The organism is Sphingobacterium lactis (assembly GCF_051951495.1).
Taxonomy (GTDB): Bacteria; Bacteroidota; Bacteroidia; order Sphingobacteriales; family Sphingobacteriaceae; genus Sphingobacterium; species Sphingobacterium lactis_A.
In genome coordinates this window covers 1282600-1300385 of sequence record NZ_JBNHAS010000001.1, presented here as the reverse complement: position 1 = coordinate 1300385, position 17786 = coordinate 1282600, and the positions used below count along the sequence as shown (strand labels likewise).

At 34.7% G+C, this 17786-nt stretch carries 15 protein-coding genes, 1 tRNA gene and 1 pseudogene; 7 read left to right on the top strand and 10 right to left on the bottom strand.

Annotation, left to right across the window (positions count from 1 at the left end; translation table 11 throughout):
* Positions 1-34: 34 nt before the first annotated feature.
* Positions 35-439, top strand: a complete 405-nt coding sequence (locus ACP6L2_RS05600; RefSeq protein ID WP_440508295.1) for a helix-turn-helix domain-containing protein — start codon at positions 35-37, stop codon at positions 437-439.
* A gap of 211 nt (positions 440-650) precedes the next feature.
* Positions 651-1034 carry a YybH family protein gene (locus ACP6L2_RS05595; RefSeq protein ID WP_440508294.1) on the top strand — a complete coding sequence of 128 codons (384 nt, stop codon included), beginning with the start codon at positions 651-653 and terminating at the stop codon, positions 1032-1034.
* 34 nt (positions 1035-1068) lie between these two features.
* On the opposite strand, the gene ACP6L2_RS05590 is transcribed toward ACP6L2_RS05595, so the two are convergent.
* The 8 genes and pseudogenes from ACP6L2_RS05590 to ACP6L2_RS05555 all read right to left on the bottom strand — a co-directional run bounded on the left by ACP6L2_RS05590 (position 1069) and on the right by ACP6L2_RS05555 (position 8871).
* Positions 1069-1482, bottom strand: a complete 414-nt coding sequence (locus ACP6L2_RS05590; RefSeq protein WP_440508293.1) for a hypothetical protein — start codon at positions 1480-1482, stop codon at positions 1069-1071.
* 122 nt (positions 1483-1604) lie between these two features.
* On the bottom strand, positions 1605-2339 hold the full coding sequence (locus tag ACP6L2_RS05585) for a DKNYY domain-containing protein (RefSeq protein ID WP_440508292.1): 735 nt from the start codon (positions 2337-2339) through the stop codon (positions 1605-1607).
* A gap of 168 nt (positions 2340-2507) precedes the next feature.
* A complete protein-coding gene (locus ACP6L2_RS05580) occupies positions 2508-3533 on the bottom strand; it encodes a PDDEXK nuclease domain-containing protein (RefSeq protein WP_440508291.1) in 1026 nt (341 codons plus the stop codon).
* Between the two features lie 485 nt (positions 3534-4018).
* Positions 4019-4103 (bottom strand) — tRNA-Ser (locus tag ACP6L2_RS05575).
* 167 nt (positions 4104-4270) lie between these two features.
* A pseudogene (locus ACP6L2_RS05570) lies at positions 4271-4585 on the bottom strand (type II toxin-antitoxin system VapC family toxin); the annotation flags it as partial.
* Between the two features lie 67 nt (positions 4586-4652).
* On the bottom strand, positions 4653-4856 hold the full coding sequence (locus ACP6L2_RS05565; protein ID WP_440508290.1) for a DUF2281 domain-containing protein: 204 nt from the start codon (positions 4854-4856) through the stop codon (positions 4653-4655).
* Between the two features lie 212 nt (positions 4857-5068).
* Positions 5069-8056, bottom strand: a complete 2988-nt coding sequence (locus ACP6L2_RS05560; protein ID WP_440508289.1) for a glycoside hydrolase domain-containing protein — start codon at positions 8054-8056, stop codon at positions 5069-5071.
* 155 nt (positions 8057-8211) lie between these two features.
* The gene (locus tag ACP6L2_RS05555; RefSeq protein WP_440508288.1) at positions 8212-8871 is read right to left on the bottom strand and encodes a DUF6266 family protein; all 660 of its coding nucleotides are present in this window, start codon (positions 8869-8871) and stop codon (positions 8212-8214) included.
* Positions 8872-9433: 562 nt separating this feature from the next.
* Between ACP6L2_RS05555 and ACP6L2_RS05550 the strand changes: the two genes are divergently transcribed.
* The 4 genes from ACP6L2_RS05550 (at position 9434) to ACP6L2_RS05535 (ending at position 12714) form a co-directional block, all read left to right on the top strand.
* Complete coding sequence (locus ACP6L2_RS05550) at positions 9434-9976, top strand: hypothetical protein (RefSeq protein WP_440508287.1); 543 nt, start codon at positions 9434-9436, stop codon at positions 9974-9976.
* A gap of 83 nt (positions 9977-10059) precedes the next feature.
* A complete protein-coding gene (locus tag ACP6L2_RS05545) occupies positions 10060-11163 on the top strand; it encodes a serine hydrolase domain-containing protein (protein ID WP_440508286.1) in 1104 nt (367 codons plus the stop codon).
* 10 nt (positions 11164-11173) lie between these two features.
* A complete protein-coding gene (locus ACP6L2_RS05540) occupies positions 11174-12034 on the top strand; it encodes a tetratricopeptide repeat protein (protein ID WP_440508285.1) in 861 nt (286 codons plus the stop codon).
* A 68-nt stretch (positions 12035-12102) separates the two neighbouring features.
* Complete coding sequence (locus ACP6L2_RS05535) at positions 12103-12714, top strand: hypothetical protein (protein ID WP_344674211.1); 612 nt, start codon at positions 12103-12105, stop codon at positions 12712-12714.
* Between the two features lie 101 nt (positions 12715-12815).
* Here ACP6L2_RS05535 and bglX read toward each other — a convergent pair whose 3' ends face one another.
* Together bglX and ACP6L2_RS05525 are read right to left on the bottom strand one after the other, a co-directional pair.
* Positions 12816-15101, bottom strand: a complete 2286-nt coding sequence (gene bglX, locus ACP6L2_RS05530) for a beta-glucosidase BglX (RefSeq protein WP_440508284.1) — start codon at positions 15099-15101, stop codon at positions 12816-12818.
* A 96-nt stretch (positions 15102-15197) separates the two neighbouring features.
* Positions 15198-16568 (bottom strand): glucoamylase family protein, encoded by a 1371-nt coding sequence (locus tag ACP6L2_RS05525; protein ID WP_440508283.1) that lies wholly within the window; start codon positions 16566-16568, stop codon positions 15198-15200.
* A gap of 375 nt (positions 16569-16943) precedes the next feature.
* On the opposite strand from ACP6L2_RS05525, the gene ACP6L2_RS05520 reads away from it, so the two are divergent.
* Positions 16944-17777, top strand: coding sequence for a hypothetical protein (locus ACP6L2_RS05520; protein WP_440508282.1), 834 nt, complete (start codon positions 16944-16946; stop codon positions 17775-17777).
* Positions 17778-17786: the final 9 nt, after the last annotated feature.

Sequence of the window (17786 nt, the reverse complement as noted above, 5' to 3'; positions counted from 1 at the left end):
ATTAACAGATAAATAATCATTAATATTTTAAATTATGGAAAATATTATGCTAAGAGTGCCAAAAAAAGATTACATGAATCTTGAAACAGAAAAGAAAATTTTAGGAGCATTAGCAAATTGGGAGGATCAATTAGCTTATCTTAATCCTGCCTGCTCAATTGCTTCGACAGCAAAGGATATTGGTTGTAACTCTAAATACCTTTCTTTTGTGGTTAATAAAAACAAAAATCTAGATTTCCCTAATTACATTAACAAATTACGATTAGCCTATTTAGATAACTATTTGAAAACGACGGAAGAGGCAAGGAATTTTAAATTAACGTATTTAGCCGCCATCTCCGGTTTTTCTTCATATGGTAAATTCGCTAAATCAATAAAGGATCATAAAGGCTTGAATCCAACGCAATATATTGTGTTCTTCGATTCTCAAATTGCCTAGCTATCGAGAAATATAGACATTTAAATAAATCAATACCTTTAATGAGAGGTTGCATCGTATTATTGTATGCAGCCTCTTTTTATTTGGCTATATTCTTACATGCTTAATAAAAATGTTTAATTTTCAATTGTTGAATATTGAACGTCATTTTTTTTTAATTTAGTTAAAATCACACAACAAACTCTTATCCTTTACTTAAATTTAGCATCTTATGGAAATTATCAAAGCTCCCACGCAACCTGAAGATATGAACAAGACATTTGCCCAGGCCTATAATTCAGGAAATGTTGAAAATATTGACTTATTGTTTGAAATGGATGCTAAAGTGGTAACATATGATAAATCCATTATTTCAGGTCAAAAAGAATTTCATCAAGAGCATCTTAACTTGTTGAAAATAGGAGGGAAGATGACCTCTATTAATCAATCCTGTATCATATTTGAAGATATTGCCTTATTAAGTGCTGAATGGAAAATAAATACCTGGAATGAAGACGGTAAACCTATGGAGATATCGGGGAAAAGTACCGAAGTGATTAGAAAGCAAAAGGATGGTACTTGGTTGTATGTGATAGATAATCCCTTTGGAAATTAGGATTTGATGTTTTGAATAATTTCTAAAACTAAGGTTAGGATTTATTTCCAGCCTCTCCTTTCTCAACTTCAGCGATTCTTTTAATCAACTCTCTCCGGAATTGAATACTTTCTTGAAAATGTTTTTTTCTAAGGAATTCTAAAAAGTAAACTGTTAATGCACCGCCAAAAATAGCAATTCCTATCTCTGATATTACATCTAGAATGACTCTATCAATGAACTCCCCAAAAGCATTGTCATCAAAGAAATAGCGCATTAATCGAACTCCAACAGTCAAACTTAATCCCAAAACAAAAAAATATTTTAAAAATTTAGTCTGAAAGCTCGAATGATTAATAATGGAATCCAATTCTTTTGGATTTTTTCTGTAATACTCAATAATTTCATCTGTAATTATTGGCTTACCATATCTAATCGAGGATTCAATGATTTTATCATCTATGTTCATCTTTTAAGAGCGTTTTAATACTTACTATTAAGTTAAAGGACTTAAAATGAGAAAAGTTTTTATTATTCCAAATTTCCTGGATTTGTTCTTTCAAACTTAAAATAGTATCATGTAAATCCTATCTAAATCTTCTTCCTCTTTCCAAATAAATATTGATAAGTATCATCATAGGCATAGCCCAGATTGTCGATAACTTTAAAATGGAACTTATCTATGTTTTTAGTTTTAATAACCTTAAAATCCTTACTAATGGTATTTATATAATACGCTTGATTCTTATCCTTTGCATAAAATGTATGATCTTGTTCCTGGTAATATTCATCAGTAAAGCATGCTTCTAAAAACTGGAATGATTTAGCATCAGCTTCTGGGACAATTTTATCCCTGAAATAGACGTGGTTTTTATCTTTTGCAACGATTTTTACTTCTTTAGGATGAAGTGCCTCAAAAGTTTGTATATCTACATCAGGAATGAGTTTATTGTAGCCAAAATATACCTCATTTCCGAAAGATTGATAATAGTCTGATAATTCTATATAATCACTAAAATCATGTGTTAATTTCTCGTCATACAAATAAGCATTACTATTTGATGTAGCTTTTCCATTTTCAAAATCCAATATTTTAAAATTTGTTGGATCAGCATCCAATAAAATCGTAAAAGTATTCATATAACTATCTAGATATACATGGTTCTTATCCTTGAAATAGTGAAAAGTAGATCCATTACTTTTGATAATTTCAAAGCTATCAAAATCAATGATGGAGTAAAACTTACGGTAGACTTCAGAATCAAAATGTAGAATAAACTTTTTGTCGATGATAAAGAAGTGATGTCCTATAGCTTTTCTGCTCATACAATTCGCTTTTAGATTATAAATCTCTCTAGATATTCTAAGTTAACTAAAATACCCTTTTAAAGAGAATGACATGCTATTAGTTGGTTATAAAGAAGACAGATTAGGAGTAATTCTGATAAAGCCGATCTCTATTTATCAACTTGAATACTAAGTACAATTAGACTTTTAGGGAGTAAAGTGATTGTTTTTGGTCTTCCCTTCATAACTTGCTAATTCTTTTTTCACTTCATCCACCAATTGTTTTTCCGTTGGCAAGTAAAGTTGGTATTGACTTGCAAAGATTTGTTTTTGGTTGTCGGGTAAAGTAAAGCGTACCACGGCGTCATTCTTATTGGCACAAAGAAGGATTCCTATTGTTGGGTTTTCATGAGGAAGTTTTTCTATACGGTCATAATAGTTTACATACATCTGCAATTGTCCGATATCCTGATGTGTCAATCTAGTGGTTTTGATTTCAATAATGGTAAAGCACTGTAATAAACGGTTGTAGAAAATCAAATCCACAAAAAACTCATCACCTACTATATGGATTCGTTTTTGCCTTGCTACAAATGAAAAGCCGTTTCCCAATTCTAATAAGAAATCCTGAAGATGAGTTATAATAGCACTCTCTAAATCTTTTTCATAATAAGATGCGTGCTTTTTTAGTCCGAGGAACTCTAAAAACATGGGATCTTTAATGATTTCATTTGCATTAGATAGTTTCTTTTCCTTTTTGGCAACAGCCAATACACATTCTCTTTCGTTACTCATTAATAAGCGTTCATACAGATTACTGTAAATCTGCCTTTCCAATTGGCGAACCGTCCAATTGTTCTTTATGGCTTCGGCTATGTAAAATTGTCTTTGATCGTCGGTGTCAAGTCTAATAAGTAGTTTATATTGGCTCCAGTTCAATTGCGAATACAGTGTATTCGTAATTGGGAAAGTCCGATAAAATTGCCTCATTAGTTCTATCTGTCTTTTAGAAAATCCACTTCCGAATTCGGGTTCTAGTTCGATAGCAATATATTCAATAAGGTATTTACCATAATCTGCCCGATCTTTCCCTTCTTGTTCTTCTTCAAAAATACGTTTACCGATAAGCCAGTACATCAAGGTCCTTTGATTATCAACAGCACGAATAGCCTTGTCTTTGGATTGAGCGATGATGGATTTTATATCTGTTATTATAGCTTGGTTGATATTCATGCGTTAAATCTTGAATTTATTAAATTACTTTATAGGTAAATTTACTAATTGTATGGCGCATAAATGGTTTTTGCGGAATTAATAAAGTGATAAGATTAGATTAAAAGAAAGTTTAATGGAATATGATTTTGCGATGAGGTATTGTAATGTATTTGTATCAGTCTTGGTAGGGGTGAGGGATTGGTTTATTAAAGTGTTAAATGAAGTGTGGTTTTGCGATAAGGTATTGTTATGTATTTGTAAAAGACTTGGTAGGGAAGTGATGGATTATTAATTAGAGAATTAAATGAAATGTGGTTTTTCGATGAGATTTAAATGAATTGATATGGTTTTTGTAATGAATGGATTTGGTGAGGGATTGGTTCAGCCGCTCGGATTCCCGCACGCTACCCTGAACCCCCTCCGGGTCGAACCCCGGCCAGCGCAAGGTTCGAACCCTCACTCTACGCAAAAAATCCCTCATCTTTCGATGAAGGATTTTTGTGCGGAGAGTGAGGGATTCGAACCCCCGAACCTGTGACAGTTAACGGTTTTCAAGACCGCCGCATTCGACCACTCTGCCAACTCTCCGCGACAAAAGTAGAAATTTTTATAGTCCTACCAAAACTTATTTAATATTGTGTTGATAATGAGTTCAATTAATTTTAACACTATCTAAATTCAACTGTTTTAAGACAGTTTCCCAAATAAAAAACAGACATTTTTCATAAATTATTTCACACATCCTAACTCATTTCTCATTTCCAAATTATATCAGGAAGATATTCTTTGAACTTTTTGTCCTTTGATATCAATTGAATTTGTTCCGATATCGCTTGAGATATAATTATTCGATCAAATGGATCATAATGATGAAATGGTAATGACGAATTTGTAATAATGTGTTTTGAATCTATTGGCAATATCAAAAATCCAGACTCTTCTATTATGGAAAACAATGAACTTAATGAAATATTTAAATAAAGTCTACCAAGTGAATACTTTATGCTTAACTCCCATAAAGTAGCAATGCTTACATAACAAGTGTTCTCCGTGTCTACTATTAATTCTAATACTTTTTCGGAATTTTATTTTTTTCGCTTACAAACCAAATTACTACATGAGAATCAATTAAAAGTTTCATTTACTATATGGTTCAAGGCCAGGTAAGGGGTCATCAAAATTTGACTTAATTGCAACTTTCCCCTTTGCCTTATTTGGAACTCGTTTAATTGTTGTAAACTCCTTGTTCTGTTGAAGAAGATTGTCAATAAAATGAGCCACTTCTTCTCTTAATGAAGCAGGTAAAGAAGCTATTTTTATGTATAATTGTTCCTTTTTCATCCTGAAAATGGATTTAGTAATTATGTGTAATAATACAAATATTTTAGTTTATTTTAAATTATTAATATGTTAATTTTCAGTGAAATATACTCGTTAACATGAACATTAATTTAAGTTATTGTTTTGTCAATATAAATCTAAATCATGCTTAAAAGAAAGCCCTGCTAGAATTCTCCAGCAGGGCTTCAATACTATCAATTTTAATTGTTTTGCTAACTTTCAATAAGCAAAATCCACCCTTTATTTTTTTCTACAGGTATGGCTTCACCTACTTTGAAGTTTTTAGCTTCTTGTACATTTTTAATAGCCGGAGCATGAATCTTCGCCTTTTTCGGATCTAATCCCAATTGCTTCCAATCGATCTGTAAATCAACTGCACTATTATCTTTTGCCCAACTGGCCACTGCCAACATTGTTTTGCCTTTATTCACATAGCTCGTTACTAAGATGTCAGCTTGTTTGCTCTTCACTGGATTAGATTCTACCCAATAGCCAAGCATTTTGCTGTCCTTAATGCCAAACTCATCCCATATACGCCAAATATCACGAGTATCTTTAGCGCCTTCCCATGGATAACGATTGGTCATACCATAAACCATCCCACGCCATGGATTTCCGCCATCTTGAAGCATTTCACCCATTAAGCCAAATGGAATACCACTAACTTCTGTCATAAAGAAATCTGGTCCATTATTTTCATAATCGAAATACTCACCGAACCACAATTTATTCAAATAGGGGAAATGTTCCATATAAAGGTTGGCGCTATTGTTAAATCCATCGGATTTATTGAATTGATTTGCTGAATGAAGGTCTATGATGCCTGGATGTCCGTTTTTAGTCATGACGCGTTTAATACGTTTCATCGTGATACGGTCAAATGCAACATCATCAAGATAAATTCCATCAATTCCAACATGATCGATCAGCCAATTCATGCCCTCTACATAATAGTTATGCCAGCGGTTCATACCACTATTGATTATTGCCGCATCTTTGAATTCTGGTACATACCAAGCAGCGATGTAATCTTCGTTGATATGTTCCTGCAGCCAAGAATATCCAGCTCCCTTACCCGGAGAAAATACTTCGTGGCCTAAATTTCGTAATGGATATAACTCATATAATCGATTTGAGACCTCCCTGACTGTATTGTATATTTTCACTTTTAATCCAGCTTGGTGTGCCGAATCAATGTAGGTTTTCATTTCTTTTGTTGCCACAAATGGATAGTTGATGTATGGATTTACTATACTACCATGGTGAAGATTAATCACATTGGCACCACTATTTTTAACCTGCTCAATTGGCTTATAGGCATGAAAGAATCGGTTATTCCATTGCCAATCGGTATTGATGGTGTGGAATGGGGTAATCATCAGGTGAAAGTTGAAATATAATGTGTCGCCTTTGGCAAGACTACGGCTTCCACTGTAATTGTTTACCAAAGTTGTGCCTTTATCATCCTGAATCTTGATACCACCTTTATCCGAATTGCCCCATGAATTAGGTAATATTAAAGGCTTTTGTAAGTAAAAGTTGGTGTTTAAAGGTCGAGAATATTGCTCATCTCGTAAGGAGAACTGAATACCTGCATTGACAGATCCAATCCAAGCCCCATCTTGATTCTTATTCTTGACATCCCATTTCCAATCTATTTTATCTTTTCTAAATCCGCCTTTTTCACCTAATCCCATAAAATACTTGCTGAATGCAGGATTTAATGGCAATTCTAATCGTACATCAGAAAGATCCATATTCTCCTTTGCAATTAATTGCACTTGATAATCCATGAATCCATCAAATTCCAAAGAGCCTGCAATAACAACTTGTAATTTATCGGATTCATTTACGGCGTGCCAAGAGTAGAGACCTTCATCTTTTTTATCAAAACTTAATCCTTTGGATTGAAATGCAACATCTTTACCCGATTTATCGATCACTCGAAAGGCTAGGGCCTTGTTTAGGATGTTGTTTCCCTTGTCTTGCATACTAATCATATCTTCAGCGAAGAATGTCTTAATTTGCGCCGGAAGACCATTATTTTGTAATTCTATTTGACGACCTAAGATTTCAATACTGGACTTACCTAGCATTTTTAATGGTAAATAGGGGGGTATAACGGTATTTTCTTGAGCTAAGGTAGAATTTAACCAACTTAAGCGGGTCAAATTCCAAGGCTCATCATAACCTTTATTTGTCGCAACCCGATCAGTCACTTGTAATTGAATTGGAATCTCTCTTGCTTCAGCGTTTGCAACCTCAATTCGGATCTTTCCCTTGTAAACTCCTGATGCTAGGGCTTCAGGAACTTCAATTCCACACCAAATGGCTTGAATAGCCTCTTTTTTGACTGAAAGATCAAATTTCAACGGCTTTCCTGCATAACTTGTTCCTTCCGTATTGAAGCAAGTAAATGATGAAGCACCTAATGCTTTATTCGAGCCCCCTGATTCCGGTTGAAAACTAATTCTAATGTTTTTTAAATCCTGTTTATCAGAATATATACCTATCTGAAATGGAAATAATACACCTTTGTCAGTCGTTCCTTTCAATATATTACCCTCAATATTTTGAGAGGTCCAACGTTGAGGAAAATATTTAGAAGATTTAATTTGATGGCTGATGTTTTCGGGGAATAGTAGGTAGGCTTTTTGGTTATTCTTGCGGAGGAAATCGGCTTTCTCAGTTTGGCTGGCGATTAAATCCATTTCATCGTTGCTGTTAAACTTGTCAACCGATTCGAAGCGCAGTATTTTAAAAGCTTCATTTTCAGGTTTTAAATCTTGTTTTACAACCTGATTATTTTTTAAATAAAGTGCGTCAGGATAATTTTTACTTTTTCCTCCTAATTTGTAAGGTAAGTAATAAACATAATAGATTCCAGGACCAGAATTGGTTTCAAATTGAATAACTCCAGATTCTTCGGAAAATTTACCGTACTGCAAAGGCGAATACTGTTTATTGCTACTGCTGTCTACTACAATAACCTGTTGATCGGCACTAACGTTTCTGTTTCGCCAAGGTAAATTGACTGTAATAGTTTGGCCTTTTTGGTGTACTTGTACCACAGCACGTTGGTTACCCAATTGATCTGCATCCCATTTCGCTTGTTCTGGAGGATAAATATGTGCGTTCTGACCAAATGATGCAGTTGTAAGAAGGGAGAAACAGAGTGTGATTATATTTCTAAACTTCATTTTTTTATGGATTTATCTATAATATATTAAGGAATCATCAGATTTGTTAATGATTCCTTAATCAAATATAGAAATATTCAATAGCTGTGTAAATACTTGTTTGAATATTAATCCTGTTACTTCATCTCCTTAAGGAGACTATTCCTCTTTCATCATCATGGTGTAAAGCTGCCTAAATATATGTTTGAAGTAGTACGACTTTCCCCAAGCGTAGAAAAGAAAGCTAAGTACACATGGAAATTGCAAGGCTTTTGTTCATTCATGTATTCAATTTCCAACCTTTCACTGGCTAAGTGGGCAGAGTGCCAGTATATTTGGGGTAGAAAACTAAACCCTTTTTCTACATAAATAAGAACAATGGATTGAAACAATTTAGCGATATATTTTTTGATAAAATTGATGTCTGTTTTCCAGCTTATCTCGATTTTTTTGTTGGTATGATCTACCTGCATTTTGGCATTTAATGCTGGATTTTCTAATTCTTTACTAAATAAAAAGTTCGGCCAAATAATCTGCTGTTTACCATCGATTAATTGAACGGCTTCTTTCAAATTGTGAGACATAGCAGCGTTATGACAGCTTCGTTTTTCTGTATTGGAGTTAAAACCCAATTTGATAAGCATATTGATTGGTCTTAATAATCGCTGTATTAAAGCAAATTTTTCACGGTGTAGACGTTGTCTTGCCGTGATTTTTCTTCTCTTAATCCGGGTTGGCATAGAACGGATATATACCATTTCTTTGCGTTGACAAATAACGACAGGTCCAATTTTCCCAGAATAACGTTCTAAATAACCTTTACTTAATGTAGCCATACTGCTTTGTTTTAATTATTATTCAATACCTAAAAGTAAAGGATATTAATCAAAACAGTTGCATAAATTACTTTATTTAATAAATACTTGTTTTATAATTAACATTAGCATGATGTTTATTGAAACCACTTTTGTTTGGTTTGGGAATGTTATTGACTTGATTCTCCCTTGTGTTTCCTTCGATACACTTAGGGAATTTCTTTGGATCTGATAGGGATCTCTTTCGGAACTCGTTCGGTCGGAACCGAACGAGTTCCGAAAGAGATCCGAACAAGTTCCGAAGGAGATCCGAAAGAGTGTCGAAGGAAACCCCTAGGAATCCCCTAGGATTCCCTTGTTAAGGACAATGGAAATAGGGATTATTTAGTACTATGTGTATAGGAAAAAGCAAAGGTGAATGGCGCTGAATACGGAGCTAATTTATTCTTGAATTACTGAATTTAAAATTGAGTATTTTTTGATTTGCGGATAAATTTTACGCTAATCCAAGCAAATATTATTTTAGCCAGCAAGGAAGTCCAATGAAAATTTTATTTACCTTAATAGTTCTAATTTCAAGCATATGGATATATCCTACATTTTACGGGAAGAGGATTATTTACAATTTAATCTTTATGTCGCTAGTAATTCTAAAGTTGTGAAAAGAAGACGGATATTGAGCAGATATGTTGTGCCTGCAGCTTATCTTATTTTTGCTTTAATCTCCTTTTATGTGAATGCAATAATTATGGGGATAATCTTATTGGTTTTTTCAATTCTTTGGGTTCTTCTATATCCAGCATATGAGATCAAAAAGTATGTTAAAGCCTATAAAAAGTATATTCAAAGTAATTTATCTCGGAGTTTAAATAATCAAGTGGAATTAAAGGTTAAGGATGATTTCATTTATCTATATGATCATACTAGTGAACATAAAATAAGTTTTGCAAGCTTATATGAATTGGTAGAATTACCAAGCATTTTTTTGCTAAGCTTTGATGTAGGTAAAGCAATTGTAATTCCTAAAGATCAGATTGATGTATCTTTAGTAAGGCAAAATTTAATGGATCTTAGTAGGATCCATAAAATTCCTTTGATTGAAAAATTGGATTGGAAATGGCGTTAAATTAAATGCATGAGGGTTATCTTTGTTTTAAATTTTATATTTTTACCTTTTGAGAAATATTATTTATTACTAAAACTATAATTATGATGCCGTTACGTGTTATTTGCCTCTACTCGATTTTTATTCTAGTGGTTTTCAGTTCTTGTAAGCTTTCCCGATTTGTGTATTATAATACAGCTAATATTACGGATTATAAGATTTTTCCTTCTCGAACTGCAAACAACTCCATTGAGCATTTTAATTTTCTAAATGCTAAACAAACCAAAGTACCTAAGAACATCCAATATGCGAACCAGGATTATCCCTTTGAGGACTTTTTAAAAGAACAACATACGGTAGCCTTCTTGGTTATTCAACGGGATAGTTTGCTGTACGAGCAATATTGGGATGGTTATACGGATTCCTCCATGATTGCTTCTTTTTCCATGGCAAAATCCATTACATCCATATTGATTGGATGTGCAATTGAAGATAAACTGATAGAATCTGTTGAAGAACCGATTACCCGTTATATTCCAGAATTGAAGGCCAATGGATTTGATGCTGTCAAGATAAAGCATTTGCTACAGATGACTTCCGGATTGGACTTTCGCGAGGGATATATTAATCCATTTGGGGAGGTTGCTAGCTTTTATTATGGAACGAATTTGACTAAGGCTATTGGGAAGTTGAAATTAAAGCGAAAACCAGGGGAGGCATTTGAATATGTGAGCGGGAATACGCAGTTATTAGGTTTTGTATTGGATAGAGCATTGAAAGATCGGTCGATTACCAACTATTTGGAAGAGAAATTATGGAAACCAATGGGCATGGAATATCCTGCAACATGGAGCTTGGATCGTAAGAATGGAATAGAAAAAACATTTTGTTGTATTAATGCACGTGCTCGAGATTTTGCAAAATTAGGCAGACTATACTTGAATAAAGGTAATTGGAATGGTAAACAACTTGTTCCTGAGAATTGGGTTGCAGAATCAACTAAAGCAGAATTGAAAGAGGGTAGTGTGTCATATTACCAATATCAATGGTGGTTGCCTTCCAATAATGGTGAGTTTATAGCGCAAGGTATTCTTGGACAATTTATTTATGTAAATCCACAAAAAGATTTAATTATTGTAAGACTTGGAAAGAAGCAAGGTAAAGTGGATTGGTGGAAAGTATTTAGTAGTTTAGGACAGATTTACTAATGTTTAAACGATGAGCAGCATTAAATACTTCATTTTAAGTTTAATAACTTTCTTCAATTTGGCTACCTATGGGCAGGAATTGAAATTTGACAAGAAGTTTTATGATGCATTGGACAAATGGGTTGTAATAGAAGGGATAGGTAATCCTCCTAAGCATGTTTTGGGTTTTATTTATTTAGATCCTTCTGCAGGGATTTCATTTCGACATGAATCCCACCTATTCGTTTTGAATGATAAATTGGTAAAGGATAGTGTGAATAAAGAGGCTATGATTACGGCCAGACTTTCAGAGGGATTAGCTGATATAGCTGTTTTGTCTGATTTACAGATTCAAACTTTAGGACTACCGAAGGAACCGAATTGGTTATCGGTTTATAAGGTCAATGAAGGGACTTCTGCTTATCAAGTTTCTAAAGGTTTGTGGCTTAATTCGGTAAATGCATCCCATTTAGCGCTTCCTATTCTTAAGGCTGTTTATGAAAAAGAACCAAAAGCTTCGGGCTTACAGTTTGAATTGGCATATGCTTATAACCATGTAGGAAGTTTTTATAAGGCAATTGTTATCTTGAATAAGGCAATAGAAGATGAGCCGAATAATTTTTGGTATTATCGAGAGTTGGGTTTTGCATTAAAGCATTTGAATAATCTGAAAGAGGCGGACAAGGCTTATAAGCTAGGGATAAAACACAGCAATGATAAAATGCAAAATGCTGAAATGAGCATTAATATGTTGCAAAGCTATTTTCAGGTAAAAGATCGACCGAAATTTGATGAATGGAAAGGGATTTTTTTAAAACATGTTGAGGAGGGGTCACAATTTCTTGAATACTTGAAATTTTTTGAAGATAACTGGGAAATGGAACGTAAGTAATTTCCTAGTATAAACTCTTAAAACCTGCAATAAAATTGGTAAATTTATAAGATATAAAAACATACACTATGGAATTGATTAAACCGTTTACAAGTGCTAGCCAGGCCATTGATCTATTGGATAATGGTGGGAAATTCTACAATATATTCACGAAAGCTGATGATGATATTATTTCTCCATCAGAGGTTGGAAAATTGGCTGGTGTGACCTTTGAAAAACAAAAAGCTGTATTATATCTACAATTAGCCCTTTCTAAATTAACTAGTCGTGAGCAGTTAGAAGTTGAGGGACGTTTTGATGATACCCTAGCAGATAATTTTCAGAAGTATCACGCCCATGAATTGAATAGTGCAGAGGCTGTTCATGCAGAAAAAATCGCTAGCAATGTATTGGTTAAAGGTTCAGCTGTTAAACTGGAAGAAGAAGGATATGTCATTGGATATGTTCAAATTCCTATTGTAGATACCTTTACATTGATTCCTTTTTCGGAGTCATATACCGTATATGAATTGAAAACAGAAGGAAGCGATACTGGTATCTTGATTGCCCACAATAAAGATGTTGCCGAATTACCTGCAGGTCCTTTGACCATAGCTGGGGTAGTGAAAGAGTTTCAGCTAGAAGAAGGTGAATCAAGCCAAACGCAGAAATTTATTGAGGTTAACTATTATACGGATTAAGCTAGACAATAATATTATTTGTCCATTAAATGAATAAAAATAAAGGGATTCAGCATAACTGAATCCCTTTTGTCGTCAAACACAAAAATCAAGTATTTACTTTATAAAAGCTCAAAGCTTGCTTCTTGTACATCTCTGGAATTTCCACCAATAAATAAGCGGAATTCACCTGCCTCAGCCACATGTTGTAGCGACTGGTTATAGAATTTCAAATCTTCTTCCGTGATGGTAAATTCTACCTTTTTCGATTCTCCTTTCTTTAAGAAGATTTTTTGAAATGCTTTTAATTCTTTAACAGGACGTGTAATCGAGCCAACTACATCTTGAATGTATAATTGTACTACTTCTTGTCCATCATAATTTCCATCATTCTTTAAGGTAATAGATGCCTTTAATTGTCCATTCCTATCGAACTGTTTATTACTGAGTTGTAAATTGGAATAGGTGAATTTTGTATAACTAAGTCCGTATCCAAATGGATATAGCGGGTCATTGCTGACATCCAGGTAATTTGAACGGAATTTTTGAAACCAAGCGTCTTTTGCTAAAGGTCTACCTGTGTTTTTATGGCTATAGTATAAAGGAAGTTGTCCAACATTTTGAGGAAATGTTGCAGGTAATTTTCCTGATGGGTTTACATCGCCAAAAAGCACATCGGCTACTGCCTTGCCCGTTTCTGTACCACCAAACCAAACATTCAAAATAGCAGGGACATGTTTGTCTTCCCATGTCAAGGTCATTGGTCTACCTGCAAAGAGTACTAAAACGACTGGCTTACCGGTTTTGAACAATGCCTCTAATAGCCTTTTCTGGCTCGCTGGGATGTCTAAATTCGTTCGGCTAGAGCTTTCCCCGCTCATCTCTGAACTTTCCCCTAGAGCAGCTATAATCACGTCTGCGTCTTTACTGATTGATAAGGCTTCGGCGATTATTTCCTCCGAAGGTCGTTCATCTCTTGGGATTTCACGACCGAACATCGTAGAACGTTCCTGTAGTTTTGGGTCATCGGTTAGATTGGCGCCAAGATGAGTGACTATTTTTACCTTATTGCCTAGAACTTCACGAATTCCTTCTACTAAAGATTGAGTTTTTCCTAAGTCAGCACTAACACTCCAAGTTCCGGGCATATTTGCTCCTGAATTAGCTAATGGACCAATTACAGCTACTGTTCCTTGTTTTTTCAATGGTAGCGTTTGTTGATCATTTTTTAATAGTACAAAGGATTTTCCAGCTGCTTCGCGAGCAAGTTTTAAGTGTTCAGGTTTTAATATTTCAGTCTTTGCTCGTTTTTCATTGCAATAACGAAATGGATCTTCAAATAATCCTAATTTATATTTAGCTTCCAAAACTAATCGACAAGCTCGATCGATGTCTTCTTGTTTTACTTTTCCTTCTTGTAAGGATTTTTTCAAAGTGGTTAAGAATCCTTCACCGACCATATCCATATCTACCCCCGCGTTTAAAGACAATGCTGTTACTTGTTGTAAGTTACCTAATCCATGATCAATTAGTTCATTAACGGCCGTATAATCGGTAACCACAAGACCTTTGAATTTCCATTGATTCCTTAAAAGATCGGTTAATAGCCATTTGTTGGCTGTTGCTGGAATACCATTGATGTCGTTAAAGGAAGTCATGATGGATTGAGCACCTGCATCTAATGCGGCTTTATAAGGAGGCAAGTATTCATTGTACATGCGGTGTAAGCTCATGTCGGTGGCATTATAATCGCGGCCAGCCTCAGATGCTCCATAGAGTGCAAAATGTTTTACACAGGCCATTAAAGTATTATACTTACTTAAATCGTCTCCTTGATAACCAATTACCATTTCTTTAGCAATTTGTGAAGTCAAATAAGTGTCTTCGCCACTACCTTCGGAGATACGACCCCAACGGGCATCTCTGGAAATATCAACCATAGGAGAGAAGGTCCAGTTAATGCCATCAGCGGAAGCCTCGATTGCGGAAATGCGTGCTGTTTGTCGAATTAATGGCATGTCCCATGTTGCTGCCAAGCCTAATGGAATAGGAAAGACAGTTCGGTAACCATGTATTACGTCCATTCCAAAAATAATCGGAATCTTCAATCTGGATTGGTTAACGGCAAGTTCTTGTGCTTTTCGGATTTTAGTAGGGCTCGACATGCTGAATATTCCGCCTATATTTCCTGCTTTAATTTTCGCCTCCACATCCGTTGATACCACTGATCCTGTTGTGGCTTCACCAGCAGTTACTAAATTTAATTGGCCAATCTTTTCCTCTAAGGTCATTTTTGACATCAAGTCAGCGATGAATTTATCCATTTTGTTAGCTCTTTCTTGAGCTAAAGCAAGGTTTGAGAGAAATAACCATGCTAAACAAAGTATTAATCTAGGGTGATTTTTCATGTGATAAGGGTATGTAAAGTTCCCGAAAAGAGTGTTCGCCTGTGTTGGGTATAAAAAAAAGCTCAGCCTACAAAAGGCTGAGCACTAACCCACCTATTATTTAATATCAGGGCTTGTAAACCCCAACTTTTTTAATCCTTGTTGAATTTCATCTGCCTGCATAAAAAGCTTCCAGATAAGACCAGTACGGTAATTTTCTATCATAACAACAATAGGACCTTGATCGATGGCAAGATAACGTTGTGGATACCAGTTTTCAGTTTCGCTATAGGCATCATAAAAACCATATTTCCCCCAAACTTTATCGCCTAGTTGTTTGAATAAGTAATTGGCAAAGGCTATAGATTCCTTCGGGGTATAAGGCATCGATGATAATGCTGCAGTAGGACTGATTACCGATTTATCATTGTCTGGATGATGTGCATCGTATCCAGCAATGGAATAGCTGGCCGTCCATCCCCAGCCTTTGTCAGGTCCATAACCTTTATAACCTTTTGGGTTGGCTGCACTATAGGCAATATTTATTTTTGTGTGGTTTTTGACAATTTCACTATAATCTACGTAAGCATCCTTTAAACCGATCGGGTCAAGTCCTAAAAATGAGTAGTGAGACCAAAATAAAGGACCTACTTCACCTGGCTTGGCATTATGTTTTGCGGAAATTGGAATGTCAAATTTCTTTAAATCCGATTTTATTTGTCCCGATCTTGCCCAACCTTGATTGTATACCGCTGTATCAATAGCATGAGACGGGGAGGAGGCTGCAAGAACATAGGTTATTAGGCATTCGTCAAAACCTTGAATAGCATGGTTCATTCCAAAACCATGTGTTTTACTCCAATGCCAATAAAGAACATTTTGACCGTTGGTATAATGTTTCCAATTAATTTCCTTCCATAAATCATCTGCAGCTTTTGCTACTATTTTCTGTTGGTTATTACCACTTTTGAAATATTCGCGAACGACTATGAGTGCTTGTGCTAAAAATGCCGTCTCAACGATATCACCACCATTATCTTTTTCACTAAATGCTTTGACTTTACCTGTATCCCCGAAATACCAATGAGACCATGCCCCTTCAAAACGCTCAATTTTTTTAAGATAGTCCATGATTTTGGATAAGCGCTCGGTTCCTTCTTCCTTAGAAATAAATCCCCGATCCATGGCAACTACCATTCCCATGATCCCAAATCCACTTCCACCAATAGTAATGACATTCTGATCGTTTTGTGGGTATTCCCCATCAATATGAATTCTTTCGCGTGCAAGACCAGAGGTTGGTTCTGCAGCTTCCCAGAAATATTGAAAGGTTTGGCTTTGGATTTTAGTTAATAAAGAGTCTGTAGATTGATTAATCCGTTCAGTACTGTCTTTTGCAGTATTTTGTTTTTCCTGGATCTGATTTTGGCAGGAACTAAAAGAAAGTTGTACTAATATTAATCCTAAAGCTAGTGTTTGAATCTTCATGGTTAGAAATTCGGTTATCTATTTAAGCTATTTATTGTTTATTACTGAAGTTCCTAAGAACTTTGCCTTTAAACATACAGGCCGCTCTATTACAAAGATGTGATGAATAGTTTTTGTTTTAAAATTTTGTAGATATACATTACTACTACAGGCATGAATTAGTTTCTCAAATAATAGGATTATGGAGTTATAATCTTTACTATCAGTTGGTTATTTGGTTTGAGGGTTTGCCTGTTTTTTGCGTTCGGTGTGGGATATACACTTTTGAACATGTGAGGTAATGATGTAGTGATTTACTAGAATAAAACAGTAGGAAAATTTAAATTTAAAACAAATTTTCTGTGGTTGGATTGACTTTCCAACAGTTCATTCGTATTGAGTATTGTTCTAATTGCAGATTTGGCTGATTTTTTGTCGATTGAAAGTATGATTAAACACATTCCAATTCTATACCTTCTTTTCATTTTGTTATCAGCTTGTCAGCAAAATAGCAAAACGGATAAAGCAGCTGTTTTGAAACCTCAAGAGCAAAAAACGCCTGATACTATTTTGTTCCAGAATGACACCCTAGCTATTTATAAAATAGATTCTGTTTCTTTTTTTAAAGCAAAGGATCAATTGCATATTCCTCAGGATACTTTAGTTTATTATGAAGATATAGATAATGTGAAGGAGCTTTTGAAGAATCGTGTCACTTTTGCTGGATATAATGCTGGAATAGATAAAATAGATTCTACCATATCAGGGAGCTTTCTATCAAAAATAGTTTTTGAGAATGGGGATTCGTTAGTTGCTGGAAAAAATGATATACTATCAGAAATTGGTTTTTGGAGGTATTATCCGACAGAAGATATTTTGTTATGTGAGGGAGGACATTCTTCAGATTATCCAATTAACCTAAAGACAGGAGAAATGGGAGGAGAGGTAGTCGGAAACCCAGCTTATATTGTCGAATCACCAAATAAGAGATTTCGATTAAATGGATGGTTTCCGGGTCAGGAGTGTTCAGATTATTTTATACAACAAAATCAATCAGGAACATATATTCGGTATGTTGGAATACCTATGGATTTGACAAAGGAATCATTTGACCTCTGCAATATTTCAAGCATATTTTGGGATGGAGATCAAATTATATATTTCAGAAATGATTTTTATAAGTATGGAAATGATCCACGATCTGGATTTTTTAAGTTAAAAATCAAATAATAGGTTCCA

Bases quoted from the DNA above. Each gene is read 5' to 3' on its own strand.
- ACP6L2_RS05600 (WP_440508295.1), top strand. From the start codon at position 35: ATGGAAAATATTATGCTAAGAGTGCCAAAAAAAGATTACATGAATCTT.
- ACP6L2_RS05595 (WP_440508294.1), top strand. From the start codon at position 651: ATGGAAATTATCAAAGCTCCCACGCAACCTGAAGATATGAACAAGACA.
- ACP6L2_RS05590 (WP_440508293.1), bottom strand. From the start codon at position 1,482: ATGAACATAGATGATAAAATCATTGAATCCTCGATTAGATATGGTAAG.
- ACP6L2_RS05585 (WP_440508292.1), bottom strand. From the start codon at position 2,339: ATGAGCAGAAAAGCTATAGGACATCACTTCTTTATCATCGACAAAAAG.
- ACP6L2_RS05580 (WP_440508291.1), bottom strand. From the start codon at position 3,533: ATGAATATCAACCAAGCTATAATAACAGATATAAAATCCATCATCGCT.
- ACP6L2_RS05565 (WP_440508290.1), bottom strand. From the start codon at position 4,856: ATGAAAAAGGAACAATTATACATAAAAATAGCTTCTTTACCTGCTTCA.
- ACP6L2_RS05560 (WP_440508289.1), bottom strand. From the start codon at position 8,056: ATGAAGTTTAGAAATATAATCACACTCTGTTTCTCCCTTCTTACAACT.
- ACP6L2_RS05555 (WP_440508288.1), bottom strand. From the start codon at position 8,871: ATGGCTACATTAAGTAAAGGTTATTTAGAACGTTATTCTGGGAAAATT.
- ACP6L2_RS05550 (WP_440508287.1), top strand. From the start codon at position 9,434: ATGGATATATCCTACATTTTACGGGAAGAGGATTATTTACAATTTAAT.
- ACP6L2_RS05545 (WP_440508286.1), top strand. From the start codon at position 10,060: ATGATGCCGTTACGTGTTATTTGCCTCTACTCGATTTTTATTCTAGTG.
- ACP6L2_RS05540 (WP_440508285.1), top strand. From the start codon at position 11,174: ATGAGCAGCATTAAATACTTCATTTTAAGTTTAATAACTTTCTTCAAT.
- ACP6L2_RS05535 (WP_344674211.1), top strand. From the start codon at position 12,103: ATGGAATTGATTAAACCGTTTACAAGTGCTAGCCAGGCCATTGATCTA.
- bglX (WP_440508284.1), bottom strand. From the start codon at position 15,101: ATGAAAAATCACCCTAGATTAATACTTTGTTTAGCATGGTTATTTCTC.
- ACP6L2_RS05525 (WP_440508283.1), bottom strand. From the start codon at position 16,568: ATGAAGATTCAAACACTAGCTTTAGGATTAATATTAGTACAACTTTCT.